15 protein-coding genes and 1 pseudogene are annotated in these 25,832 nt (G+C 69.6%); 5 read left to right on the forward strand and 11 right to left on the reverse strand.

What is annotated here, in order from left to right:
• Positions 1 to 14: 14 nt before the first annotated feature.
• Positions 15 to 2,558 (reverse strand): GH116 family glycosyl-hydrolase, encoded by a 2,544-nt coding sequence (locus ACRYR2_RS05225; protein WP_432561824.1) that lies wholly within the window; start codon positions 2,556 to 2,558, stop codon positions 15 to 17.
• Here ACRYR2_RS05225 and ACRYR2_RS05230 point away from each other — a divergent pair.
• The 5 genes from ACRYR2_RS05230 to ACRYR2_RS05250 all read left to right on the forward strand — a co-directional run bounded on the left by ACRYR2_RS05230 (position 2,494) and on the right by ACRYR2_RS05250 (position 9,041).
• Positions 2,494 to 2,637 (forward strand): hypothetical protein, encoded by a 144-nt coding sequence (locus ACRYR2_RS05230; protein WP_432561827.1) that lies wholly within the window; start codon positions 2,494 to 2,496, stop codon positions 2,635 to 2,637. The two genes, ACRYR2_RS05225 and ACRYR2_RS05230, sit on opposite strands and share 65 nt — an antisense overlap.
• Positions 2,638 to 2,916: 279 nt before the next feature.
• Entirely contained in the window at positions 2,917 to 4,119 is a 1,203-nt protein-coding gene (rhaI, locus tag ACRYR2_RS05235; RefSeq protein ID WP_432561774.1) for an L-rhamnose isomerase, read from the forward strand.
• A gap of 148 nt (positions 4,120 to 4,267) precedes the next feature.
• Positions 4,268 to 6,325 (forward strand): bifunctional aldolase/short-chain dehydrogenase, encoded by a 2,058-nt coding sequence (locus ACRYR2_RS05240; RefSeq protein WP_432561775.1) that lies wholly within the window; start codon positions 4,268 to 4,270, stop codon positions 6,323 to 6,325.
• Positions 6,322 to 7,773: a rhamnulokinase gene (locus ACRYR2_RS05245; protein ID WP_432561776.1), complete on the forward strand. Its 1,452-nt coding sequence runs from the start codon at positions 6,322 to 6,324 to the stop codon at positions 7,771 to 7,773. The genes ACRYR2_RS05240 and ACRYR2_RS05245 overlap by 4 nt, the downstream gene beginning before the upstream one ends.
• On the forward strand, positions 7,770 to 9,041 hold the full coding sequence (locus ACRYR2_RS05250) for an alpha-hydroxy acid oxidase (protein WP_432561777.1): 1,272 nt from the start codon (positions 7,770 to 7,772) through the stop codon (positions 9,039 to 9,041). The genes ACRYR2_RS05245 and ACRYR2_RS05250 overlap by 4 nt, the downstream gene beginning before the upstream one ends.
• 188 nt (positions 9,042 to 9,229) lie before the next feature.
• Here ACRYR2_RS05250 and ACRYR2_RS05255 read toward each other — a convergent pair whose 3' ends face one another.
• From ACRYR2_RS05255 to ACRYR2_RS05300, 10 genes and pseudogenes are all read right to left on the reverse strand, one after another.
• Entirely contained in the window at positions 9,230 to 10,303 is a 1,074-nt protein-coding gene (locus ACRYR2_RS05255) for a family 43 glycosylhydrolase (protein ID WP_432561778.1), read from the reverse strand.
• Positions 10,304 to 10,443: 140 nt separating this feature from the next.
• Positions 10,444 to 11,742, reverse strand: coding sequence for a multidrug effflux MFS transporter (locus tag ACRYR2_RS05260; RefSeq protein ID WP_432561779.1), 1,299 nt, complete (start codon positions 11,740 to 11,742; stop codon positions 10,444 to 10,446).
• Between the two features lie 269 nt (positions 11,743 to 12,011).
• On the reverse strand, positions 12,012 to 14,417 hold the full coding sequence (locus ACRYR2_RS05265) for a glycoside hydrolase family 3 N-terminal domain-containing protein (protein WP_432561780.1): 2,406 nt from the start codon (positions 14,415 to 14,417) through the stop codon (positions 12,012 to 12,014).
• A gap of 261 nt (positions 14,418 to 14,678) precedes the next feature.
• Complete coding sequence (locus ACRYR2_RS05270; RefSeq protein WP_432561781.1) at positions 14,679 to 17,441, reverse strand: alpha-L-rhamnosidase; 2,763 nt, start codon at positions 17,439 to 17,441, stop codon at positions 14,679 to 14,681.
• Between the two features lie 71 nt (positions 17,442 to 17,512).
• Entirely contained in the window at positions 17,513 to 17,848 is a 336-nt protein-coding gene (locus tag ACRYR2_RS05275; RefSeq protein WP_432561825.1) for a DUF5605 domain-containing protein, read from the reverse strand.
• A gap of 947 nt (positions 17,849 to 18,795) precedes the next feature.
• Positions 18,796 to 19,239: pseudogene (locus ACRYR2_RS05280) on the reverse strand (DUF5060 domain-containing protein); the annotation flags it as partial.
• 92 nt (positions 19,240 to 19,331) lie between these two features.
• Complete coding sequence (locus tag ACRYR2_RS05285; RefSeq protein WP_432561782.1) at positions 19,332 to 22,160, reverse strand: family 78 glycoside hydrolase catalytic domain; 2,829 nt, start codon at positions 22,158 to 22,160, stop codon at positions 19,332 to 19,334.
• A gap of 43 nt (positions 22,161 to 22,203) precedes the next feature.
• Entirely contained in the window at positions 22,204 to 23,070 is an 867-nt protein-coding gene (locus tag ACRYR2_RS05290) for an ABC transporter ATP-binding protein (protein WP_432561783.1), read from the reverse strand.
• The gene (locus ACRYR2_RS05295) at positions 23,067 to 24,869 is read right to left on the reverse strand and encodes a dipeptide/oligopeptide/nickel ABC transporter permease/ATP-binding protein (protein WP_432561784.1); all 1,803 of its coding nucleotides are present in this window, start codon (positions 24,867 to 24,869) and stop codon (positions 23,067 to 23,069) included. The genes ACRYR2_RS05290 and ACRYR2_RS05295 overlap by 4 nt, the downstream gene beginning before the upstream one ends.
• Positions 24,869 to 25,807, reverse strand: coding sequence for an ABC transporter permease (locus tag ACRYR2_RS05300; RefSeq protein WP_432561785.1), 939 nt, complete (start codon positions 25,805 to 25,807; stop codon positions 24,869 to 24,871). Before ACRYR2_RS05300 ends, ACRYR2_RS05295 begins: the two co-directional genes overlap by 1 nt.
• Between the last annotated feature and the right edge of the window lie 25 nt (positions 25,808 to 25,832).

Consider the following 25,832-nt stretch of genomic DNA (forward strand, 5'->3'; position numbering starts at 1 on the left):
AACCGTAGTGGTGTCTAGCGCGAAGGCGTGATGGGTTTGATGGCGTGCAAAACGTCCCAGACCGCTAGGGCCTGGGAATACCCGGGGTAGACGTAGTGTCGGGCGTCGTCGGGCAACCAGGACCAGGGGGCGGCGAAGGCCAGGCCGGTACCGGGACGGCTCCAGATCTGGGTCGCCACCGCTTCGGCCAGCTCCAGCCCGGACTGGACCAGCTCAGGCAGGCGGAAGCGGTGGCCGGCATCGATCCGGTCAGCGGCGGCTGTGAAGTTGTCGCCGACCATGACCCAGTCGACCTCCACGGGCGATGTACCGTCCGGCCCGGTGAAGCCGCCGGCTCGGGACAGCAGCGGAGCGCCGATGACCTCCCCTTCAGCGTTCGACGCCAGGAGGTCGACGTGGTGCTCGAGCAGTTCGGTCCGCTGGTGCTCAGGGTCGACCAGGTCAGGCAGCCCGTACGTACGGGCCAGGTGCTGGCTCAGGAAGGCGCCCACGGTGACCGCGTCCGGGTACAGGCCCCCGGTCGAGAACCGGTAGTGCCGCGCCTTCTCATCCCAGAACGTCGCTTCGAACTCCTTGCGGGCGGCATCCAGGTCTTTCTGCAGACCCGCGACATACGCCCGGTCCGCCTTCAGCCGGGTCCCCGCAGCGATCATCGTCGTGAGGATGAGCAGGTAGAAGCCACTGTTGATCAAGGCAGGCCCCGGGCCCTGGGGGATGGCGTTGTAGGGGTTGTTGAACAGCGGCGCGTCGGAGGGCAGCAGCGATCCCGCGGGGATCGTGCCCTTCAGCCAGGCCAGTTGCGTCTTCATGACGGGCCAGGCACGACGCAGGAAGCCGTCGTCTCCGGTTGTCTGCGCGTAGGCGTACCACTGCAGGACGAACTTGCCGGGGCTGTCCAGCCACTGCGACCGGCCCGGTGCGGGAGGCCGGGAGTCGGTGCCGCCCTGGATGAACGCGTCCTGCGCGTTGCCGAAGGTGATGAAGGGATTGCCAGTCGCGGTGTACAGGTCGTGCGCATTGCCGTTCGGCGACCGACGCACCGTCTCCATCGAGGCCAGCATGCTGTCGCGCAGCAGATTGGGGAACAGCGTGAAGTACGGCCGGTGGTTCCAGACCTGGATGGAGGTCGTACCCCCCATGCCCGAGACACCGCCGGCGATGGTGTCCTGGATGCCGAACAGGTGACTGTCGCGGACGTCTGCGTTCAAGTGCTGGCCGGCCCCCAGCCCCGTGAAGCCGGTGGCCACGGCGGAGTGGCGGACGAGGCCACCTTCCCAGAACGAGTTGTTCCAGACCAGCTCGGCCAGCTGGTTGAGCGCGGCGCAGCGCAACAGAGCCGGGTAGGACGAGCAGTCGGCGATGGGCTGCCACCACCGGCGGACCGCGGCGACTGCCGCCTCGGCGTCCCGCAGCGCATCCTGGGCGATGGCGAAGCCCCGGCCGAAGGGGTAGCTGCCGTCCACGTACTCGTTGGTCTTCGTCGTCTTGGCGCCGTAGAAGTTCGTGTACCGGCGCATCCACACGGTGCCGCCGTCGGCGAACACGACTTTCGGGAAGTCCCACGCCAGTACAAAGGGCACCACGACGACTTCGCCGGGGGCCAGGTCGAGGCTCACGCACACCGCGGCGGCGGAGTAGGAGTCGTCAAGTGCCGTCCCGGGCAGGTCCCCGGTGTCTTGGAAGGGTCGGTAGACGTCAAGACCGTCGCCGTCGGCGTTCCAGGACGTCGTCCAGGAGAACCGCTGCCCGCGGCCCACCTTCGCGGCGATGGTCCACTCCGAGCGGTCGCTGTCCTCGGTGTTGGCCGCGTCGCGCGCGGACAAGGTGACCGCTCGGACCGATCCAGCGGCGTCGTATCGACCCCTGAACCCCTGGCGCACCGACGGCACTCCCGCCGGAACGGTTTCGTCGGCTCGGGTGCCGGGCACGTGCGCCGGGGCGTTGGGCATCGTGAACATCACCGACAGGCGGCGCCGCTGGGCGGTGTGGTTGGCCAGCCGGACGTCGAAGTAGGCGACCGGCAGCGATGTCCGGCGATCCTCCCCGGCTTCGATCGGCGAGTAGAAGCGCAAGGAGACGTCGGTGGCGAAGGGCTCGTAGGTGATGAACCCGAACGGGTACAGGGCCGCGTACTCGCCCTCCCCCGGCTGCAGCCGGTTCCACGCCGGCAGCGGTGACTGCCAGACGGGCTGACCATCTGCCGGATCAACGGGCGAGTCGACCGCCAGGGTCCGCACGGTGGGTGCCTGCCCCGCCACCTGCTCCCGTACGTGGAAGGCGGCCTGCGGCAGCGTGCGCGTCTCCCAGCTGGTGCCCTGCTGACCACCGAAGCTCCAGGGACCGAACGTTCCGCACTGGTTGACCATGAAGGAGCCGGCCCCAACGCCGCCGAGGGGCACCCCCAGACCGGGCAGGCCCCGGTACGGGACGGGGGTAGGAGCGCCCTCGTCGGCGGCCACAGTCCCCAGCGGACGCACCAGGGCGGCTGCGGGAGTGGCGAAGAAATCACGCGACCCGCGCGACGTCGTGGCCACCGCGGCGGCCGGCGAGGCGCTCACTCCGCTCAGCGCACCGGCCGCGGTCAATCCGGCGAAGAGGCCCACCGCCGTCCTGCGCGTGGGCCGCTGCTCCCCGTGAGCAGCTGAGGGGGATGCCTCAGCTGCAGATGCGTCAGAGGGCGGGGAGTCGTGGTGGAGGGGCATGGCTTCTCCTCGTTCCAACAGCAGTGTTGGATTCAGGGCCGAGCTCTACCGGCCGCACGTACAACGTTCCACGGAACTTAGGTGTGCCGACTCGGTACGTCAAGCGATCAACGCTCTTTGCAGTGCGATCAGTTGTAGAACGTTTGACACAATTGGTGGCGTCCGGCATGATTGCTCGGACTTGAAACGAATCAATGATGAGTAGAGGAGCGACGTGTCCTCCATCCAGTCCCAGGTGATCGAGCGCCTGAAGACTCAGACCATCGAGCTGCCGTCCTGGGCGTTCGGCAACTCCGGCACCCGGTTCAAGGTGTTCGGCAGCCCCGGCACCCCGCGCGACCCGTTCGAGAAGATCGCCGACGCCGGCCAGGTGCACGCCTACACCGGCATCGCCCCCCGCGTCTCGCTGCACATCCCGTGGGACCTGGTGGAGGACTACGGCAAGCTGGCCGCCCACGCCGCCGACCAGGGCGTGAGCATCGGTATGATCAACGCCAACCTGTTCCAGGACGACGACTACAAGTTCGGCTCGCTGACCCACCCGGACCCGGCGGTGCGGGCCAAGGCCATCGCCCACCACGCCCAGTGCGTGGAGGTCATGCACGCCACCGGCTCCAAGGAGCTGAAGCTGTGGCTGCCCGACGGGATCAACTACCCCGGCCAGGACGACCTGCGCGACCGGCAGGAGCGGCTGGCGGAGTCGCTGCAGCAGATCTACGCCCTGCTGGACGAGGACCACCGACTGGTGCTGGAGTATAAGTTCTTCGAACCGGCCTTCTACGCCACCGACATCCCCGACTGGGGCACCTCGCTGCTGCACTGCCTGGCCCTGGGTGAGCGGGCCAAGGTGGTGCTGGACACCGGCCACCACGCCCCGGGCACCAACATCGAGTTCATCGTGGTGCAGTTGCTGCGCGCCGGCCGGCTGGGGGCGTTCGACTTCAACTCCCGCTTCTACGCCGACGACGACCTGATGGCCGGGGCGGCCGACCCGTTCCAGTTGTTCCGGATCATGTACGAGATCGTCCGCGCCGACGCCCTGAAGCCGGCTCACGGACCCGGCATCGCCTGGGATCCGGCCGGTACCGGGGTGAACTTCATGCTGGACCAGTGCCACAACGTCGAGGAGAAGATCCCCGGCCAGATCCGCTCGGTGACCAACGTCCAGGCCGCCACCGCCAAGGCGCTGCTGGTGGACCGCGAGGCGCTGAGCGCCGCGCAGCGCGCCGGGGACGTGCTGGGCGCCAACGACGTGTTCATGGACGCCTACCACACCGACGTGCGGCCGCTGCTGGCCGAGCTGCGCGAGTCGATGGGTCTGGCGCCGGACCCGATGGCCGCGTTCAAGGCCTCGGGCTACCTGCGGCAGATCGCCACCGACCGCGTCGGCGGCACCCAGGCCGGATGGGGCGCCTGACCCACCTGAACCGCTCCTGCCTCCTCATCGACCGGGCAGAGGAGGCAGGAGCAGCACGCCCACTCCCCGGTGCCTGATCTGCACCCGCCCGCGCCCACCCGCGCCCACCCGCGCCCAGGGCCTCCCCCTCACCGAAGGACGCACTGACATGTCTCATGAAGCCGTCTCCGCGTTGATCAAACGGTCGAACGCGCTGGGCGCCGATCCGCGGTTCACCAACTACGCCGGCGGGAACACCTCCGCCAAGGGCACCGCGACCGATCCGGTCACCGGCGCCGACGTCGACCTGCTGTGGGTCAAGGGTTCCGGCGGGGACCTGGGCACCCTGACGGAGAAGGGCCTGGCCGTGCTGCGGCTGGACCGCGTCCGGGCGCTCAAGGACGTCTACCCCGGGGTCGAGCGCGAGGACGAGATGGTCGCCGCGTTCGACCACTGCCTGCACGGCAAGGGCGGGGCGGCCCCCTCCATCGACACCGCCATGCACGCCCTGGTCGAGGCCGCGCACGTGGACCACCTGCACCCCGACGCCGGCATCGCCATCGCCTGCGCCGCCGACGGCCCGGAGCTGACGGCCAAGGTGTTCGGGGACAAGGTCGTCTGGGTGCCCTGGCGCCGGCCCGGGTTCCAGCTCGGCCTGGACATCGCCGCGATCAAGGAAGCGCATCCGCAGGCGATCGGCACCGTCCTGGGTGGGCACGGCATCACCGCCTGGGGCGAGACCAGCGAGGCGGCCGAGGCCAACTCCCGCTGGATCATCGAGACCGCCGAGGCCTACCTGGCGGCCAACTCCCGCCCCGAACCCTTCGGCCCGGTCCTGGACGGCTACGAGGCGCTGCCCGAGGAGGCCAGGCGGGCCCGGGCCGCGGCGCTGGCCCCGGTGCTCCGCGGCATCGCCAGCCACGACAAGCCCCAGGTCGGGCACTACAGCGACGTCCCGGCCGTCCTGGACTTCCTCGCCCGCGCCGAACACCCGCGCCTGGCCGCTCTCGGGACCTCCTGCCCCGACCACTTCCTGCGCACCAAGGTCAAACCCCTCGTCCTGGACCTGCCGCCCACCGCCTCGGTCGAGGAGGCGGTCGAGCGGCTCAAGGAGCTGCACGAGGCTTACCGGGCCGACTACCAGGCCTACTACGACCGGCACGCCACCGGTGACTCCCCCGCCATCCGCGGCGCGGACCCGCTCATCGTCCTGGTCCCGGGCGTGGGGATGTTCTCCTACGGCAAGGACGCCCAGACCGCCCGCGTCGCCGGTGAGTTCTACCTCAACGCGATCAACGTGATGCGCGGCGCCGAGGGCGTGTCGACCTACGCCCCGATCGAGGAGGCGGAGAAGTTCCGCATCGAGTACTGGGCCCTGGAGGAGGCCAAGCTGGCCCGGATGCCCAAGCCGACACCGCTGGCCACCCGGATCGCGCTGGTCACCGGCGCCGCCTCGGGCATCGGCAAGGCCATCGCCACCCGGCTGGCCGCCGAAGGCGCCGCCGTCGTCATCGCCGACCTGGACCTGGCCAAGGCCCAGGAAGCCGCGGCCGAGATCGCCGACGGCACGGGCGCCAAGGTCAGTACCGACGTGGCGATCGGGGTCGCGGCCGACGTGTCCGACCCCGAGGCCGTGCGCCAGGCGATCGACGAAGCCGTGCTGGCCTTCGGCGGTCTGGACCTCGTCGTCAACAACGCGGGCCTGTCGATCTCCAAACCGCTGCTGGAGACCACCGAGCGTGACTGGGACCTGCAGCACGATGTCATGGCCAAGGGGTCGTTCCTCATCTCCCAGGCCGCCGCGCGGGTCCTCATCGCGCAGGGCCTAGGTGGGGACATCGTCTACATCGCCTCCAAGAACTCGGTGTTCGCCGGGCCGAACAACATCGCCTACTCCGCGGTCAAGGCCGACCAGGCCCACCAGGTCCGGCTGCTGGCCGCCGAACTGGGCGAGCACGGCATCAAGGTCAACGGCGTCAACCCCGACGGGGTGGTGCGCGGGTCGGGGATCTTCGCCGGCGGCTGGGGCGCCCAGCGCGCCAAGACCTACGGCATCCCCGAGGAGGAACTGGGCAAGTTCTACGCCCAGCGGACCCTGCTCAAGCGCGAGGTCCTGCCCGAGCACGTGGCCAACGCCGTGTTCGTCCTGACCGGAGGCGAGCTGTCGCACACCACCGGCCTGCACGTGCCCGTCGACGCCGGCGTCGCCGCCGCCTTCCTGCGATGAGCGTCCCCACCAGCCCGTCGACCGCGGCGTACGCCGCGGTCGACCTGGGCGCGACCAGCGGTCGCGTCATCCTGGGTCACTTGGAAGCCGGGGCTAAGGGCCCGGTGCTGCAGATGCGCCACATCGCCCGCTTCGGCAACGGCCCGGTCGCCACTCGCGACGGCCTGCACTGGAACGTCCTGGAGCTGTACCGCCAAATCCTGCTCGGCCTGGCCGCCGCCGAGCGGCTGGCCCCGGGGCAGATCGCCAGCGTCGGCATCGACTCCTGGGCGGTGGACTACGGTCTGCTGGCCGGGCCACGCCTGCTAGGGATGCCGTTCCACTACCGCGACGCCCGGAACGAGGCCGGGGTCGCGACGGTCCACGCCAAGGTTCCTGCCACCGAGTTGTTCGCCCGCAACGGCCTGCAGCACCTGCCGTTCAACACGCTCTTCCAGCTGGCCACCGAGGGACCGCTGCTGGAGGTGGCCGACCGCGTCCTGCTGATTCCAGACCTGATCGCCTACTGGCTGACCGGCGCCTGTGTGGCTGAGCGGACCAACGCCTCCACCACCGGTCTGCTCAGCGCAGCCACCGGTGAGTGGGACGTCGAACTGGCCCGGATGCTCGGCATCCGGCCGCACCTGCTTCCCAGCCTGGTCGATCCCGGCAGCCGCCTGGGCCACCTCTCCCCCGAGGTCGCCGACGCCGTCGGCCGCAGTCTCGATGTGGTCACGGTCGGTTCACACGACACCGCCTCGGCCGTGGTCGCCGTCCCGGCCACCGGGACCGACTTCGCGTACATCTCCTGCGGCACCTGGGGCCTGGTCGGGCTGGAGCTGAAGGATCCGGTCCTGACCGACGACGCTCGCGTCGCCGGCTTCACCAACGAAGGCGGCGTCGACGGACGCACCCGCTTCCTGCGCAACGTGATGGGCCTGTGGCTGCTCAGTGAGAGCCAGCGACAGTGGACGCCGGCCATGACCGACAGTCAGCGCTCCAGCCACCTGGCCGGGCTGCTGGAAGAGGCCGCGGCCGTGACCGGCCCGGTCGGGATCTTCGACGTCAACGACCCGATGTTCCTGCCCCCCGGCGACCTGCCGGCCCGCATCCGCAACTGGTGCCGCGCCCACGGCGAGCCGATCCCGCAGTCCCAACCTGAGGTGGTGCGCAGCATCATCGAAAGCCTGGCCGTCGCCTTCGCCCAAGCCGTCGCCGACGCTGCGCGGTTGGCCGACCACGACGTCTCGGTGATCCACCTCGTCGGCGGCGGATCGCTGAACACCCTGCTGTGTCAGGCCACCGCCGACCGGTCCGGGCTGCCGGTGCTGGCCGGGCCAGTCGAGGCGACCGCGATGGGCAACCTGCTCGTCCAAGCCCGCGCCCACGGCCACATCGGCCCCGCCCTGGAAGACCTGCGTGCGGTGGCCGCCCGCTCGGCCGACGTCACCCGCTACGACCCCCGATGAGGACTCCCACCGCCATGACCAGCGCCCGGCAGCAACGTCAGGTCCCCAACCCTCGCGAGCTCTTCGACCTCGTCGGCTTCAAGAAGCCGCAGCTCGATGCGAAGAAGCGGCGCCTGGACGCGGCCCTGACCATCGAGGACCTGCGCCGCATCGCCAAGAAGCGCACCCCCAAGGCCGCCTTCGACTACACCGACGGGTCCGCCGAAGGCGAGATCTCGCTGGCCCGGGCCCGCCAGGCCTTCAGCGACGTGGAGTTCCACCCCTCGATCCTGCACGACGTCTCGAAGGTCGACACCTCCACCACGATCTTCGGGGGCCCGTCCGCGATGCCGTTCGGCATCGCCCCCACCGGCTTCACCCGCCTCATGCAGACCGAAGGCGAGGAGGCCGGCGCCGGCGCCGCCGGCGCCGCCGGAATCCCCTTCACCCTGTCCACCCTGGGCACCACGACCATCGAGGGCGTCAAGGCGGTCAACCCCACCGGCCGCAACTGGTTCCAGCTGTACGTCATGCGCAAACGCGAGATCAGCTACGGCCTGGTCGAACGCGCCGCCGCGGCGGGGTTCGACACCTTGATGTTCACCGTCGACACCCCCGTGGCGGGGGCCCGGCTGCGCGACAAGCGCAACGGGTTCTCCATTCCCCCGCAGATCAGCCTGTCCACTGTGCTGGACACCGCGATCCGCCCAGCCTGGTGGTTCGACTTCCTCACCACCCGCAAGCTGGAGTTCGCCTCCCTGACCGAGACCGGGGGTACCGTCGGCGAACTGCTCGACTACGCCATGGATCCCTCGATCTCCTACGACGACCTCGCCGAGATCCGCGCCCTGTGGCCGGGCAAGCTCGTCGTGAAGGGCGTCCAGAACGTCCCGGACTCGCGCAAGCTGGCCGACCTCGGCGTCGACGGGATCATCCTGTCCAACCATGGCGGCCGGCAGCTGGACCGGGCCCCCATCCCGTTCCACCTGCTGCCCGAGGTGGTCCGCGAGGTCGGGCGCGACACCGAGATCGCAATCGACACCGGCATCATGAACGGCGCTGACATCGTCGCCGCCATCGCGCTGGGCGCGAAGTTCACCCTCATCGGGCGCGCCTACCTCTACGGCCTGATGGCCGGCGGCCGCGCCGGGGTGGACAAGGCCATCTCCATCCTGTCCGACCAGGTCGTCCGCACCATGAAGCTCCTCGAGGTCACCAGTCTCGCCGAACTCACCTCCGCCCACGTCACGCAGCTGCAGCGCGTGGTGCCCCGCCCTCCGTTCTCCTGACCACTCCGGGATGATCTTGCGGGGAGGACCCCGCAAGATCACCTCCGCGGGTGGGTCGACGGCTCGGGGCCGCTCGTCACCAGCTGCTCACTCGCGGCGGACCGTGCGGCGTGGTGGCGCCATCGAAGACCACCGCAGCACGGTCGTCCCCCGAGGGGGCCCAACGACGGTTTCTTCGCCACCGTCAGTCAGTCGAACTCCGCAGGGCTCCACTCATCGCGCCATTCGATCACTGGCACCGGACCGTCGAACCGGATCGGCAGCCACACGTAGTCCGCCAGGCTCGTGTCCGCCGCTGTGTCCAGCGCGGGTCCCAGCGCTTCGACGAAAGCCTCGTGCTCCATCGCCCCGCTGAACCGTGCCGTGTAGAGCTCGCGCCGGTCGGACTGCTCGGGCGTGAGGTCCGGGCGCCACCGGTCTGCGAGAGCGATGTACAGGTCCTTCTTGCCCGGGTGCTTGAAGACCGAGCTGATCTGCGAACGGAACGACGTGCGGGTCTCATCGCCTGGATGCGGGTCGCCGAGCATGGTCCACGGCCCGTGGTACGTCTGCGCGACGGCCACTTCGGAGGGGTTGGGCAGGTAGCCAGATGTTCCGGAGGTGATGAGGTAGTGCAGCCCCTTGCGACGGAAGTAGGCCGGCGCCTCACGCACCAGCGGCGGGTGCGGATGGGGGAAGTGGGTGGAGTAGTACCCGGTCACGTCGGTGTAGTCGGCCGACAGGTCAGCGCAGATCAACTCGCTGTGGACCCGCTCGAAGAAGTAGTACCCCTTGCCGTCGGACGGGTCGATCACGAGGTCGAAGTCACCGGCGCTCATGTTCAACGGCCGGAGCCCGGTGCGCACGATGCGGTAAGGGCCGAAGATGTCGTCGGCAACCAGGACGGTGGAGGTCTGTGTCATCCCTCCCTGTCCCATCACCTTCAGCCAACACACGTACCGCCCCGACACCGGGTCGCGCAGGATGTGGGGCCTGTCCATCATCTGCTCGGGGTGCAGTGGCGAGGACAAGTCGTCGAGCACCGGCGGGATGATGAGCCCGCGGTCCTCCCAGTTCACGAGGTCGTCCGAGACGTAGGCGCGCACACCCCAGTGCCAGATGGCGCTACCGGCGACCGTGCGTTCCTTGTTCTCCCCGTACCAGACGAACCGGCCGTCATCGGTAGTGGTCAGTGAACCTCCATGGGCGTGGATCCGTTGACCGGAGGTGTCCAGCCACACCTCGCCGGGCCGGATCACGGAGTTCAGCGTTCGGGACGTCATCGCGTTTCCTCACCATCGGATTCAGAGGGACGTTGCATGTGGTGCTGATGGGCTGTGGGCGCGGCTGGACGTGCCGAGGGGCGCGGCTGACCCCGTCGAGATGGATCACGCGTTCAGGGCGGCGCTCCCTCTCGACGGTGTCAGCCGCCCCACGACGAGTGCTTGCCCGCCTCGGGCCTCCTCGGCTGCGGAGGGGCGGACGTCTCCTGTCCTTCCGCGTGCAGCCGGGCGCGAACCGCTGGCCGCACGACGAGGAGCAGGAGCAACAGCGCCAGCATCCCCACCAGGGCCATCGCAGTGCCCACGGGAAGAGCTGACCCGACGCCCACGAGCCCCACCACCGGCGACAGGAGTCCGGCCAATCCGAAGTTGACGGCGCCGAGGACTGCTGCTGCTGTTCCGGCGCGTGCCCCGTGCCGGGCCAGAGCCAGCACGGAGACGCACGGGCCGACGGCTCCGGCGGCGAGGTGGAAGAGGACCGTGCACGCCACCAGCCAGAGCACACCGCCTCCGGCGACGCCGACCAGGACGATCAGAGCGCCGGCAAGGGCCAGTCCCGCGGCGGCCAGGAGCAGCAGCGCAACAGGCGTCATCCGCCTCAGCGCCACCCGAGCTGTCACCTGCGTCCCGGCGACGAAACCCAGCGCGTTGGCGGCGAACACCAGGCTGTATCCACTGCTTCCCAGGCCGTAGACCTGCTGCAGCAGGAACGATGAGGAGGTCATGTACGCGAAGACGCCCGAGACGACGAGCCCGCCGACCAGGGCCAGTCCCACGAACGCCTTGTCGGCCACCACCGTGCGGTAGCGCCGGCCGACGGCCCTCACCCCGGAACCCTCCGGGGACGGCTGGCGCGCCGGCGGGTGCAGCCCGATGGTCGTGAGCAGCAGCGTGAGCACCGCGAAGCACGCCACGCACAGGAACAGCCCGCGCCAGTCGACCAGGCGCAGCAACTGCGACCCGACCGTCGGGGCGATGACGGGCGCGAGGCCGCCGATGAGGGACAAGCGGGCCAGAGCGTGGACGAACCGTGCACCGGAGTAGGCGTCGCGCACCACGGCCATGGCCACGACGGCCCCACCGGCGGATCCGATCCCCTGCAGTACGCGGAAGAACGTGACCCAGCCGATGTCCGGGGACACCGCCACCCCAACGCTGGCGGACAGGTGCACCGCGGTGGCCACCAGGGCAGGCAGCCGCCGGCCGACCGCATCGCTCCACGGACCGATCACCAACTGCCCCAACGCCAGACCGAGGGTCGTCCCGGTCAAGGTGAGCTGGACGGCCGCAGGGCTGGTGTACAGCTCCTCCTGCAGCCGCGGAAACGCAGGCAGGTACAGGTCCACCGTGAGCGGCCCCAGCGTCACCAGGACGCACAGGGTCGCGAACAGCAGCCACGGGGGTCGGCTGGGCGCGCCCTCCGTCCTAGCGCGCGTCACCTCGATCGCCCGCCGTTCCTGCACTCATCGGCCGTCGACTGCGCGGACCCCATTGCTGCTCCATCGCTCGATGACGTCAAGATGCCGTCTGGTCGTTCTGCGCCTGCGCGAGAAGGCCGTGCCTGGGTCCGGGTGTGCTGTGCGCTCGGTGCGTGGGCGCGCTCCGGTGCAGGCGGACCTGCGACCGCACCGGGGAGCAGCACTTCGACTGAGTGAACCGTGGCCGGAGCTTCGTTCCGACAGCCCGTCCCGGCTGGCCGGGGGCGTTCTCACCCGGCGTAGAAGCTGCGATGCCTTCCGTCGATGAGGGCGTCGGCTTCGATGAACACTGACCCGGTCAGCTTCACGTCCTCCGAGGAGGAACCGACCAGCACCCTGACCTCCCCGGCTTCCACACGCCACTTCAGATCGGCGTCGAGGAAGGCCAGCTGGGTGAGGCTGAGCCGGAAGTCGACCTGGGTCGCCTGACCTGGCTCCAGGGTGACCCGACGGAAGCCGGCGAGCTCCAGGACGGGGCGGGAGACCGAGGCGAACGGGTCGGCGACGTACAACTGGACGATCTCGGTCCCGGCCCGGGTCCCCGTGTTCGACACGGTGAGCGTGACGTCGACTGTGTCCTCGGCCGACACCTGGGTCCGGGACAGGCTCAGGTCGGTGTAGTCGAAGCTGGTGTAGGACAGGCCGTGGCCGAACGGGTAGCGCGGCGTGTGGGGAGCGTCGACGTAGTCGGGGAATCCGACGCTCTCACCTTGATGCCACGCCGACCCGTGGAGGTGGTTGTAGTACACCGGAACCTGGCCGGCGTTGCGGGCGACGCTGATCGGCAAGCGACCGCTGGGACCGTGTGCGCCGGTCAGGACGTCGACGATCGCCTCGGCGCCGCCCTCGGCCGGGCTCCAGGCCTCCAGCAGAGCCGAGAGGTGGCGGTCAGCGGCGTCACTGGAGATCGGGCGGCCGTCCAGGTGCACGCCGACGATCGGTTTGCCCAGCGTGGCGAGCTTGACGATCAGCTCGTCCTGGCACGACGGGAGGTTGATGTCCGTCGCGTCGATCCCTTCCCCCATCGAGGCGATGGATGCCGTGCCGTGCTTGCCCCCGAGCGTGAGGAGCACGACGTCGGCCTTCGCAGCGGCGGCGAGGGCTTCGTCGTGTCCAGAGGCGTCGTCACCGGCGAACGGGTAACCGTAGGACCACGTCACCTCAGCACCGGGCACGCGGAGCCGCAGTTCCTCCAGCAGGCTGCGGATGCCGGGCTGCTGATGCTGCAACAACGCCTCGTAGGCGGGCCCGTCGGAGGACTCGATGGTGGTACCGGGGACGGTGTCGGTGATGGCCTGGTAGTCGTCCCCGCTGGTCGTGAGCCCGGCCATCGAGGAGTTCACGGCCAGCTTGCCTTCTGCCATCGAGTAGTGCGTGTAGCCACCGAAGAAGAAGCGGGCACTCGACGCGTGGCAGCCGATCACTGCAATGCGGGCGGTGTCCGGCCGCAAGGGCAACGTGCCGTCGTTGCGCAGCAGGACCAGGGACTCGCGAGCCGACTGCACGGCCAGCGCCCTGTCCCCCGCGGCGCGGAACACGGTGTCCCGCTCCCGGGCGGACGGCGCGAAGGGGTGCTCGAACAGCCCCATGCGGAACTTGGCGGTCAGCACCTGGCGGACGGCCCGGTCGAGCAACGTCACATCGGCTCGGCCGGTCGCGAACCAGCCGCGCAGCTCGTCCCCGAAACCCTGCGGAACGTGCAGCTCGACGTCCATGCCGGCGCGCAGTGCAGCCAGGCCGGCGTGCGCGAAGGACTCCGCCACGCGCTGGACAGTGTGCAGGTTCCCCACCGCGCCGTAGTCGGAGACCATCAGCCCGTCGAAACCCATCTGCTCACGCAGCAGTGTCGTGAGGAGCCGAGGGGACGCCGAGACGGGTTCCCCGCCGACGGAGTTGTAGGAAGGCATCATCCCGCGCAGACCACCGAGGGTGATGGCGGCCTGGAAGGGCTTGCCGTAAACCTCCACCAGCGTGCGGTCGGGGACGTTGCAGTGCGCGCCGTGGATGCCGCCCTCGGTGTGGTGTGAACCCACGAAGTGCTTGGCCACCGCTTCGGTGCGCCGGCCGTCCGCGTCCTCGCGCTGCAGCCCGCGGGTGTAGGCGACGCCGAGAGCGGCCGCCAGGCTCGGGTCCTCACCGTACGTCTCGCCGTGCCGCCCCATGCGCGGGTCGCGGGAGATGTCCAGGACCGGGGCGAGGGTGTGGGTGATCCCCACAGCCCGCTCCTGCCTGCCGACGACCTCGCCGACGCTGGCCTCCACGTCGACGTCCCAGCTCGCAGCCCGCCCCAGTCCGGAGGGAAAGCTGGTCGCACCCGGAAGGTAGGCGCCGCACAGACCTTCCATGTGGAAGATCGCCGGGATCTGGTGCCCTGAACCACGCATCGCCTCGGACTGGACGCGGTGCTGGAAAGCGGTGACCTCGTCCAGGGTCAGCGCTGATCGCGCCTCGAGGCAGGACACCTCACCGATTCCGTGCGGGAAGCGTTCGACGAAGTCGTGGGTGTCGGTGATGTCTGCCGGGAAGTAGCAGGAGACCTGCGCCATCTTCTCGTCGAGGCTGAGCTCGGCCAGCAGGAGGTCGGCGCGGGCGTCGGCCGGCAGCTGCTGGTTCATCCACGGGGCTGTCGTGTCCATGCGGGTGTCCTCGATCGTCGAACGGTGTCCCGGTCGAGTCGGGCGTCGCCGACTCGAACCGGTTGACGACGGGCCTGACCCGTCGCGCCGGACGACAGGGCGCCGGACTTCAAGACTGACTACTGCTGCACGTGTCGTGCGCGGACTAACGCACGACGGCGTCGGCTGACGCTCTGGACGAAGCCGATGACCTGATGTTCTCGCAGGTTGGTCGGCCTGGATCGGTCCTGCTGCGGACCTGCTCGTAGTGTGCCCGATCACTCAGCTCAACGGGGCAGAGGTGGCAGCGGCGGCGGAGGGCTGCTGCACGGTGCACAGACTCACCGCACGTTCGTGCCGGCCGGCGCCCACGACCTCCACACCCGTCCCGAGGTCGATCTCTGCGCTGACTCCCGGCGGGACGTGCAGATCGAGCCGGATGACACCATCGCTCGCGGACCAGTCACAGCGCAGAGCACCCCTGACGGTGTCGACGCTGGTTCGCGCCCACTCGAGCGGTCCATGTGCGTCAGGCGCGACGCGGACCCGGGCGTACCCCGGAGCCAACGACTCGATGCCTCCGAGTCGACGGAGCATCCAGTCGTCCACGCACCCGAACGCGTAGTGGTTGAACGAGGACCTGGTGGGATTGCCGTGCCGGTCCACCGCCTCCCAGGACTCCCACACACTCGTCGCACCGTGGTCGACCGCGTAGAGCCAGGACGGCGCAGTCGGCTGCCACAGCAGATCGCGCGCAAGCTGGTGTTCCCCGGCGTCCCACAGGACGTCCAGCAGGTAGGGAGTCGACAAGAACCCCGTGTCGAGGTGGCCGCCACGGGCCTCGATCAGCTCCTTCAGGATGATGACCATCTTCTGGCGCAGTTCGCTGGGAACCAGCTCGAACGCCAAGGCCAGAACGTAGAGGCCTTGCAGCTGCAGCGGCAGCCGACCGTCAGCGGAGACGTACTGCTGAGCGAAGGCCTCCCTGATGGTCTCAGCCCGTCGGTACAACTCCTCCGCCTGGTCGGTGTACCCCAGGACGTCGGCGACCTGGGCGACCAAGCGGGTGCTGTGAGCGTGGAACATGGCGGCGACGACTTCGCTGTTGACACTGGGAGCGGCCATCTGGACCGGGTCCAGACCCTGCTCCACGATGCTGGGTGCCAGCCAGTCACCGAACTGCCACCCCGTGTTCCACATCGTGGACAACCGCCGTCGTGAGTCGTCGTCCAGGTCGTCGGGGTAGCGTTCGGGTAGGGCGCACTCGGCTTGTTGCTGTTGGTAGTCGACCCACCGTCGCATCGCCTCGTAGTTCTCCTGCAGCACACGACGGTCAGCGCAACGCTGCCACAACGCCCACGGAACCATCACGATCGCGTCGCTCCACCCCGCGGCGGCGGACACCACCGGTTCCCCCGGGGACTGCATGGACGGGATGACCGGTACGACGGTGGGGACACTGCCGTCACTGCCCTGCTCGGCCCGTACGTTCGCCAGCCAGCGAGCAGCGAACTGCCGGATGTCGGCCAGGGTCGCCGCCGTGGGCGTGAAGATCTGGAAGTCGCCGGTCCAGCCCGCTCGTTCCCGCTGCGGGCAATCCGTCGGGATGGACAGGAAGTTGCCCCGTTGGGACCACACGATGTTGCGGTGCAGCTGGTTGATCCGCTCATCGGAGGTGACGAGGGTCGTTGTCGGGCGCAGGTCCGAGCCGAGCACCACCACTTGGGCATCGAACAGCTCGAAGGCACTGCTGCTGCTGATCCGCGCGTAGCGGAACCCGTGGAACGTGAACACCGGCTCGTACAGCAGCTCCGGGCTGCCGTCGCAGACCAGGACGTCCAGCTGGTCCTTGTTGGGACCGACGATGTTGTCGAAGAACGATCCGTCTGCCGTCAGGACCTCCGAGTGCTCGAAGGTCACTTCGGCGTCGCGGGGTGCGCGCAGCCTCACCCGCAGGCGCCCGGCCAAGACCTGACCGGCGTCGAGGAGCACACTGCCGTCATCGCCGACGGACACGCTCGGCTCGATGAGTTCGGTCCGCACGACCGGTTCACCGACGAAGGGTGTCAACTGTTGCAGCCCGCTGGTCTCGACCTGCACCGGCGCCCACCCCGTGGCGGGGAATCCCGGGGACGACCAGCCGGGCATGACGGCGCGAGTGTCGAAGCGCTCACCGATGAACAGGTCGGCGTAGTCGTGGCCGCCGCGCTGCCCGTGGGCCTCGGTGTCCCCTGCTCGTAGCACCTGCCGGCGTCCGTCGGCGTACTGCACTTGCAGGCGCCAGGTCACGGCGAGCTGGTCGCCGTAGGGGGCGCTCGATCCGGTGATGCCCACCCGCCCGGCCCACCAGCCGTCGGCCACGGTCAGCCCGATGACGTTCCTGCCCGCGGTCAGCAGGTCGGTGACCTCGTACGTCTGGTAGGACAGCCGGGAGGCGTAGGCGTCGTAGCCGGGGGCGAGCACCTCCTGTTCGAGTCCGTGACCGTTGATCTCGGCGGTGTAGATGCCGCGCGCGGACGCTGAAAGCAGCGCCCGGACTGGACGGTCCACCAGGTCGATGGACTGCCGGACGTGACGGGGCGGATGCAGCCGCAGCGACGGGGGTTCAGCGGGGCCGGCGAAACCGGCGACGATGTCGCCGATCGAGTACCGCTCCCGGACGGTGCGGGGCTGCTGCGGGACCAGCCACGGCGCGTCCCACTCCCCCGCTCGTACCGGCGCGGTCCCGAACCAGGAGCTCACCCACGGCGTGCGGCCCTGCGCGGTCAGCGCGCGGACCCGCCACCCGTACCGTTCACCCGGCCGCAGATCGGTGCCCGCGTACGGCACGTCGATGTGGTCCGGGGAGTGCACCGCTCCCGAGGCCCAGATGTCACCGTCGGCGTCAGACACGACGATCTCGTAGCCCACCGGGTCCTGCGTGCCTGTCAGGGTCCACCCGAAGACCGGTCGATCGGCCGCGACGGCGAGGGGCTCGACCATCCGCTCGACCGTCAACCGCTCGATCCACCCCTCCGAGGTCTCTTCGTGTGCTTCAGCGTCCACCTGTCGTTGCGCCTGCTTCCCGTCCTGCGCGTACATCTGCGGCTACCCGTGTCCTCGGCCTCGAGCCGCACTCACGCCTTGATCAGGCGAACGGCCTGGTACGGCTCGGAGGACAACGGCAGGTGCACGGCGAGCTCGTACTGCCCGGGGAGCTCCTCGACGGTGCAGTTCCAGGTGTCAGGACCTGCACGCGCCAGGTGCCGGGCGGAAGCAGTACGTGCCGTTCCCGCATCCGCCCGCTCCCGTGGTAACTGACCAGGTACTCGTCCTCGACGCCGGCCCAGCGAAGGTCGAAGTCGGAGGCGGTCGGCTCGAGCACGCCGCTGGGTGAGTCGGCCACGACCTGCTCCAGGAAGGCGATGCGAGGAGCGCTGCTCCCCCGCAGCTGACCGCCCTTGGCCCACCACAGTTGCTCATCGGCGGCCCAGTACGTCTCACCGTGGGTGACGTACCCGCCGCGGACGCTACCCTCCCAGAACCGGCGGACCATCTCCTGAACGGAGATGTTCCCCCAGTCGAACTCCAGGTCACCTTCGTAGCCGCACTCGTCGTACACCACCGGCTTGCCCCACCGCTGCCGCAGAACGAGCGTTTCCTCGGTCGTGCGGTAGGGATCGGTGCGTTGGACGCTGGCGTGAGTGATCCAGGGCCGGGAGTGCTCGAAGTGCTGGGCGAAATTGTGGATGGAGATCAGATGCCCGTGCGGGTCCTGCGCCGCCACCTGCTCCCCGATGCGGTCCCAGTCCTGGACCGTCTTGCTCACCAGCAGGTCCCACTCGTTGGCCAGGGACCACCACACGTTGGCGAAGGCGGCCAGCCGGCGCACCACGTAGCGGACCACGTGAGCGTCCGTCGCGGCTCCCAGATCGGCGAAACCCCACCGGTCGTAGGGGTGGAACAGGATGAGGTCGGCCTCGATCCTCCGGGCGGCCAGGTCGGCGATCTGAGTGTCCAGTTGCTGGAAGAAGGCAACATCGAACCGGGTGACGTCGTAGCCTCCGCTAGCGGTGCGGACGAAGGGCAGGTGCTCGGGTTCTTCGGTGTTGTACACGAAGTGCTTGGGGAACAGGCACATCCGCAGCTTCGTGAACGGCGCCTCCGCCAGGGTGCGCAGTGTCGCCTCCTGCTGCGGCGCCGGCTGGTGGTTCCACGCGTAGGCGGTGGTCCCCCACGGCCGGTACCGCGTGCCGTCTGCGTACCGGAAGTGGTAGCCGTCCACCCGGACCGGTCCGTGGGCGCCAGGGGCCGCCGGGCCCACCTGTACGCGGCCGGTGATCCCGTGCAACTCCACAACGTTGGAGCGGGTGCTGAACGACCATTCGCCAGCGACCTCGGCCAGCACCCGCAGCCGGTAGGTGCCCGCTCCGTCGTAGAAGCCGCCGACCGTCCACTCCCGCCCGCCAGCCTGGAACTGCGCCACGAGCTCGACGTCGGTGAAGGGATTCCCGTCGGCCGGGCCGCTGAGCTCGATCTCCAGGACGCCCCACTGCGTGGGCTGGCCGACGACCTCCCACCGCGCGGCGGTGTTCTCCCCCGCGTCGTCGGTCAACTGGGGCAGCTGGATCTGCACGTGCTCCCGGTGCCGGGCGGGAGCCATCGCCGCCTCCAACTCAGCGCGGAAGCGCGCGTACCGGTCAGGATCGTCGCGCAGGGCAGGCACCACCCGGGTGAAGGCCCCTACCAGCGTGGACCGCAGATCAGCGTTGGCGGCGACGAAGTCCGGTAGGTACTTCTGCAGGACGGCCCGCCCGGCGGGAACGTCGAGGACCTCGCCGAAGGTGATGGTCAGGGGGAGCATGATTCCTCAGTCGTGTGCGGGGAGGTGATCGACGACGTCGAGCGAACTTGTGGCCCTCGGGTGGTGAGGGCGTGGTGCGATCGTGGTGCTGGTCAGGCGGACAGGATGCGGGTGGCAGCCTGACGGACCGCCGAGGCGCCCTGGAAGCGGTCGTCGGGGACGAAGGCGAAACCCACCTGCGCAGCGGGAGAATCCAGGTACTTAAGCAACCGTGAGGCAGCGGCCGCGGCGTCGGGGACGATGCCGGCCTCGACCGCCGCACCCGCGAGCTGTTCCCAAGCCTCCTCGTCGTCCAGCAGGTCCCGGATGCTGGCGCGGGTCCAGTCCGGTTCGTCGGTGGCCGCAGCGGTCACCCGGTCCGGAGTGCGCCAGTGGTGCTCACCGTGGCCCACGGTCATCGCCTCCTCGGCGCCGGGGAGGTGCACCTCGGCTTGGACGCCGACGGGAACGGTCACCGACAAGCGGAACTCACCGTCTGCGCGTTCCCACGCGACGGCCGCCTCGCCGTAGGGGGTGAGGTGACGGGCCTGGGCGTGTGTCAGCGCCACGGGGGGCTTCGGCTGGATGCTGAGTCGGCGGTACCCGGGCTCGGCCGGGGCCAGTCCGGCGACGCTGCGGTGCATCCAGTCGGCCACTGCGCCCAGGGCGTAGTGGTTGAAGGAGGTCATGCCACCGGGGTTGATGCTGCCGTCGGGGCGCAGGCTGTCCCAGCGTTCCCAGATGGTCGTCGCTCCCATCGTGACCGGGTACAGCCACGAGGGGCACTGCGTCTGCAGCAGCAGGCGGTGCGCGACGTCGGCGTGCCCGGTGGCGGCCAGCGCGTCACAGACCAGTGGAGTGCCCACGAAGCCGGTGCCGATGCGGAAGTCGTTGGTCCGGACCAGGTCGGCCAGCCGGCGTCCGGCCAGCTGCCGCTGGGCGGCGGTGGGCAGCAGGTCCCACTGGATCGCCAGGGCGTACACCGCCTGCGCATCGGAGTGGACGCGGCCCTGCGGGCTCACGTACGCCTCGGCGAACGCTTCGCGCACCTCTGCGGCCAGTGCCGCGTATTTCTGCGCATCGTCGTCCAGGCCGAGCACTTCGGCGGCCCAGGCGACGATCTGCGCCGATCTGGCCAGGTGCGCGGTCGCCACGACGTCCGGGTCGGCCATGGCCTTCTCGGCCTCCTCCGGCGGGGCGGTGGGGTCCAGCCAGTCGCCGTACTGGAAGCCCCCGGCCCACAGCCGGTCCGGGCCGGCCAGTCCTGCGATCTTGTCCACCCAGGCGCGCATGCTGGGCAGCTGACGGGCCAGCACGCCCACGTCCCCGGTCCGCTCGTACAGCGTCCACGGCACGATCGTCGCAGCATCGCCCCAGGCCGCAGCCGGGGTGAAGGCCAGCTCGTTGCGGTTGACGTCGGGCACGACGTGCGGCACCGAACCGTCGGGCAGCTGCTCGGCGGCCAGGTCGACCAGCCAGCTGCCCAGGAAGGCTGCGGTGTCGAACAGGAAGCTGGCCGTCGGGCCGAACACCTGGATGTCCCCGGTCCACCCCAAGCGCTCGTCACGCTGCGGGCAGTCGGTGGGGATGTCGATGAAGTTGCCGCGCGTGCTCCACACCACGTTCTCGTGCAACCGGTCCAGCAGCTCGTGGGAGGAGGAGAACCAGCCCGTGCGCCGCAGGTCCGTGCCCAGCACGACGAGCTCGACGTCCTCGGGGCGAAGATCGGGCACGCCCCGGATCTCGGCGTAGCGGAAGCCGTGGAAAGTCAGCCGGGGTTCGAGGACGACTTCCTCAGGGCCGGCGAGGATCCAGGAGTCGGTGGCCTCGGCCGAGCGCAGCGGCACGGTGGCGATCTCGTCGCCTTCGAGAACTTCCGCGTGGCGCACGATCACCTCGCTCCCTGCCGGCAGTCCACGGACCTTCAACCGGATCCAGCCGACCGCGTTCTGCCCGAAGTCGACGACGTGGTTGACCTGGGCATGCCGGGCCACGGTCCAGACCTTCTGGGCGGCCAGGGTCTGCAGCGGGCGGATGACGGGAAGGTCCGTGGGCACCACGGTGCCCACGTCGAGGTCCAGGACCTCAACGGTTCCTGTGGCGGTCTCGACGCCGGCGGCGCCGCGGCGCAGGTCGGTGCGCTGCCCGTTGTAGAGGTCGTCGGCGACGACCTGGCTCTCCCGGGCGGTCCAGGACCCGTCGGAGTTCAGCGTGTGGACGGCGCCGTCGGTGGTGGTCACCTCCAGCTGAGCCAGCACCGCGAGCCGGTCGCCGTAGAGGGCACGGTCGAGCATGTACCCCAGGCGCCCGCGGTACCAGCCGTTGCCGAGCAGGAACTCGAGCCGGTTCTCGCCCTCGGCGACGAGGTCGGTGACGTCGTAGGTGTGGTACCGCAGCCGGTTCTCGTAGGACGTCCAGCCGGGCGCCAGCACGCTGTCGTCGACGGGCCGTCCGTTCAGCGTGGCCACGTAGATCCCGTGCGCGGTGGCGAACAACCGGGCGCTGCGGACGGGCCCGGGAACGGTGAGGCGACCGGCCAGCACGGGCGCGGGCATGTGCAGGGCGCCCAGACCGACAGGACTGATGAACCGTGCGGTCCAGTCGGTGCTGTTCAGCAGCCCCACCTCCAGGGTCCGCGCTGGGCTCCAGTTGCTCCACACCCCGTCGGCGCCTGAGACCCGCACTCGAACTCGGGCCTGCTCGCGGGAGCTGAGCGGGTCGGCCGGCCACGGGACGAGGACCTGATCGGCCGTGTGCACCTGGTGCACCGTGACTTCCCCGGCCCGGCTGATCTCGACTTCGCAGCTGGTCTGACGCCACCCCTCCGGGGCGGCGGGCACCGTCCAGGACAGCCGGGGCGCGGCGGCCGCCAGGCCTAGGACAGCGTCCTGGTCGGTGCGGTGCTCGATGCGCGGGGTGGTCGGGGCCGCGAGCTGTGCCATGTTCGTCGTCTCCAGGGTGTTGCCGGCCGGTGACCGGAAGCGTTCAGGCCGTCTTGTGTTGGGCGAGCAGCGCCAGCCGCTGTTCTCGCCGGATCCGCTGCTTGACCGGGTCGGCGATGGGCGCGGCCATCTGCAGCCGCTGGGTGTACTCGTGTCGCGGGGCGTTGGCGACCTGGTCGGCCTGGCCGATCTCCACGATCCGTCCCCGGTTCAGCACCGCGATCCGGTCACTGATCCGGTTGACGACACCGAGATCGTGGCTGATGAACAGGTACGCCACCCCGGTGGACTGCTGCAACTCGTGCAGCAGCGACAGCACGCGAGCCTGCGTCGTGACGTCGAGGGCGCTGGTCGGTTCGTCGCAGACGATGACGGCCGGGTCCAACGCCAAGGCTCGGGCGATGGCCACGCGCTGACGCTGACCGCCGGAGAATTCCCGCGGGTAACGCCGCCCGGCGTCGGCAGGGAGGCCAACCGCGTCCAGCAGCCCGCGCACCTTGGCCCGCCCGTCGACCACCCCGACCGCTGCCAGGGGTTCGACCAGGATGTCTTCGACCGTCATCGCGGGGTTCAGCGAGGAGTACGGGTCCTGGAACACGACCTGGACGTCTCGGGCCACCTGGCGCCGCGCCGAGCGAGAGGCCCCGCTGATCGTCGTGCCCCGGAACCGGATCGTGCCGCCGCTGACCGGGGCGAGCCCCAGAATTGCCCGCCCGATCGTCGTCTTGCCCGAGCCGGACTCACCGACCAAGCTCAACGTCTCTCCGGCGTTCAGCGCGAACGACACGTCGTCGATGACCGTGGTCTCCTTGCCGCGGCGCCCCGGGAAGCGGACCACGAGGTTCTCGACCTGCAGCAGCGGCCCGTTGAGCTCCGAGGCCTGAGGGTGGTGCAGAGCAGGTTCAGTCATGGCCGGACCTCCGTGACCTCGACGCTGCGGGAGGAGGCCAGCAGCTCAGCGGTGTACTCCGTCTTGGGCGAGGTGAACAACTCCTCGACGTCGGCGCTTTCGACGATCTTGCCGTCCTTCATCACGCTGACCGTGTCGCACAGGTCGGCGACGACGCCCAGGTTGTGGGTGACCAGGATCATCGCCAGGCCGCGCTCGTCGCGCAGTTCCCGCAGCAGTTCCAGCACCTCAGCCTGCACCGTGACGTCCAGGGCGGTGGTCGGTTCGTCGGCGATGATGACGTCCGGGTCGGAGGCGACGGCCCCGCAGATGAGGACCCGCTGCGCCATGCCGCCGGAGATCTCGTGGGGGTACAGCTTCATGACCCGTTCGGGATCGGTGATGCCCACCCGCTCCAGCAGCCCCACCAGCCGCTGGCGAGCCTGCGCCTTGGTCATCGGGCGCGCGGCCCGCAGCCCGTACGTCAACTGGGCCCCGATGGTGAACGACGGGTCGAGGTTCGACATCGGTTCCTGCGGGACGTAGGCGATGCGACGTCCCCGGACCGAGCGCAGCGCGTCGTCGGCGGCGAGGAGGTCCTCGCCGTCCAGCAGGATGCTGCCGGCCAGGACCAGCGCCTCGCGGGGCAGGATCCCGAGGGTGGAGAAGGCGATCTGGGACTTGCCCGACCCTGACTCCCCCACCAGGCCGTGGATCTCTCCCCGGCGCACGTCCAGGTCGACGCCGTGGACGACCTCGCGGACCCCGGTGGGGGTGGGTGCACCGAGGGGGTACCCGATGCGCAGGCCGCGCACCGACAGGACCACGTCGTCGGAGCTGCCCACCAGCCGGGACTCCTCGACCTCGCTGCCACGCTCGGCCCGGGCCTTCTCGATGAGCTGGCGACGGCGGCGCCGGGAGACCACCAAGACACGCCCGGAGGCACCGAGGACGTCGCTGAGCGCGTTGCCCAGCAGGATCAGCGACAGGATCGTCAGGCTGATGATCGCCGCGGGCCACACGATGGACAGCGGGTTGAGGAAGATGTTGTTGAAGGACTCCTGCAGCACGATGCCCCAGGACGCCTTGGTCGGGTCGCCCAGCCCCAGGAAGGTGACGCCGGCCTCGATGCCGATGCCGGCGGCCAGGACGAAGGAGCTCTGGATGACGATCGGTCCGCGGACGGCCCACAAGACGTGCCGGCCGACGATGCGCAGGTCGGACAGTCCGACGACCTTGGCCGCATCGACGTACAGCTCGTTGCGAACCGACAGCACGATGGAACGGACCAGCCGGTAGTACCCCGGGGCGACGATCACGCCGAACACCGCCATGGCCGCCACGATGTTCGGGCCGGTGAGTGCGTACAGCGCGATGAGCATCACGATGCCCGGCAGCGACATGATGACGTCGGACAGCAACGAGGCCGTCGCGTCAAACTTGCCGCGGTAGAAGCCGGCGACCAGCCCGCTGGTGACCCCCAGCACGGTGGCGACGACCAGGACGATCAAACAGGCCAGAGCCGTCTGCCGGGCCCCCCAGACCAACCGGGAGAAGATGTCGCGTCCCGAGCCGTCACCACCGAGCAGGTGCCCGGGAAATCCCGGACGGGCGTTGGTGGCCGGCAGGTCGGTGACGTTCTGTCCCCACGGCGCGATCCACGGGCTGAGCAACCCCACGACCAGCACGATCAGCAGGTAGGTCAGGCAGACGACGGCCAACGGGTTGCTCAGCAAGCGGCGCACGATGCCGCGCTGGTCACTCGTGCGCTCGTGCGCGCCTGCGCCGACCGGTTGGGCTGCTGTGGTTTCGGCGGCCATCAGCTCCTCGCCTTCGGGTTGAGAGCGGCGATCGCCAGATCGCCGAGGAGGTTCACGACCAGGACGATGACGATGGTCACCAGCACCGTGCCCATCACGATGGGCACGTCCCCCAGCTGGGCGGACTCGTTGGCCAGCTGTCCCATGCCCGGCAGCGCGAACACCTGCTCGATGAACACCGCACCGCCGAGCATGCCCAGCGTCTGCAGGGACAAGACGGTCATGCCCGGGCCGGCGGCATTGCGCAGCACGTGGCGGAACAGCACCTGCCGCTCCCCCACACCGCGGGCTCGCAGCGTGCGCACGAAGTCGCGGGACAGCGTCTCTCGGACGGCCGAGCGGAACTGCGAGGCCGAGTTGGCGACCGACCCGATGAGCAACGCGATCACCGGCAGGGTCACCGAGGCGATCCACGGTCCGGCTCCCTGGGCCGGGGGCACGTAGCCGGTTGCGGGGAAGGCCCGCCACTGGATGGCGAGCAGGAACACCAGCACGATGGCCACCACGAATCCGGGAATCGCAGTGCCCAGGACCGAGAAGAACTGCACGACCCGGTCGATCCACCCGCCCTTCACCGCGGCGGCCACACCGAGCAGGACGCTGAGGACTGCGGTCAGCAGCAGAGTCACGACGATCAACGTGAGGGTGACCGGGACCCGGGTGGCCAGCGCATCGTTCACCCCCTGCCCGGTGAAGAACGAGGTGCCGAGGTCACCGGTGACGACGTGGCCCAGCCAGTCGCCGAACTGCACCAGCAACGGCCGGTCCAGTCCGAGCTCGTGCACCTTAGCGGTGACGCTCTCCTCCGTCGCGTTCAAGCCCAGGACACCACGAGCGATGCCACGGCCGTCCCCGAACATCATGCAGAACGTCACGAAGCTGACGATCACCAGGACGATCAGGGATCGGATGATCTTCTTGAGGAGTGAGAGCGCCATCGCGGACTCCGGACCCTTCTGTCGG

Origin of the sequence: Kineococcus deserti, from assembly GCF_050871945.1 — a bacterium.
GTDB lineage: Bacteria > Actinomycetota > Actinomycetes > Actinomycetales > Kineococcaceae > Kineococcus.

Bases quoted from the DNA above. Each gene is read 5' to 3' on its own strand.
- ACRYR2_RS05240 (WP_432561775.1), top strand. From the start codon at position 4,268: ATGTCTCATGAAGCCGTCTCCGCGTTGATCAAACGGTCGAACGCGCTG.
- ACRYR2_RS05245 (WP_432561776.1), top strand. From the start codon at position 6,322: ATGAGCGTCCCCACCAGCCCGTCGACCGCGGCGTACGCCGCGGTCGAC.
- ACRYR2_RS05250 (WP_432561777.1), top strand. From the start codon at position 7,770: ATGAGGACTCCCACCGCCATGACCAGCGCCCGGCAGCAACGTCAGGTC.
- ACRYR2_RS05255 (WP_432561778.1), bottom strand. From the start codon at position 10,303: ATGACGTCCCGAACGCTGAACTCCGTGATCCGGCCCGGCGAGGTGTGG.
- ACRYR2_RS05265 (WP_432561780.1), bottom strand. From the start codon at position 14,417: ATGGACACGACAGCCCCGTGGATGAACCAGCAGCTGCCGGCCGACGCC.
- ACRYR2_RS05285 (WP_432561782.1), bottom strand. From the start codon at position 22,160: ATGGCACAGCTCGCGGCCCCGACCACCCCGCGCATCGAGCACCGCACC.
- ACRYR2_RS05290 (WP_432561783.1), bottom strand. From the start codon at position 23,070: ATGACTGAACCTGCTCTGCACCACCCTCAGGCCTCGGAGCTCAACGGG.
- ACRYR2_RS05295 (WP_432561784.1), bottom strand. From the start codon at position 24,869: ATGGCCGCCGAAACCACAGCAGCCCAACCGGTCGGCGCAGGCGCGCAC.
- ACRYR2_RS05300 (WP_432561785.1), bottom strand. From the start codon at position 25,807: ATGGCGCTCTCACTCCTCAAGAAGATCATCCGATCCCTGATCGTCCTG.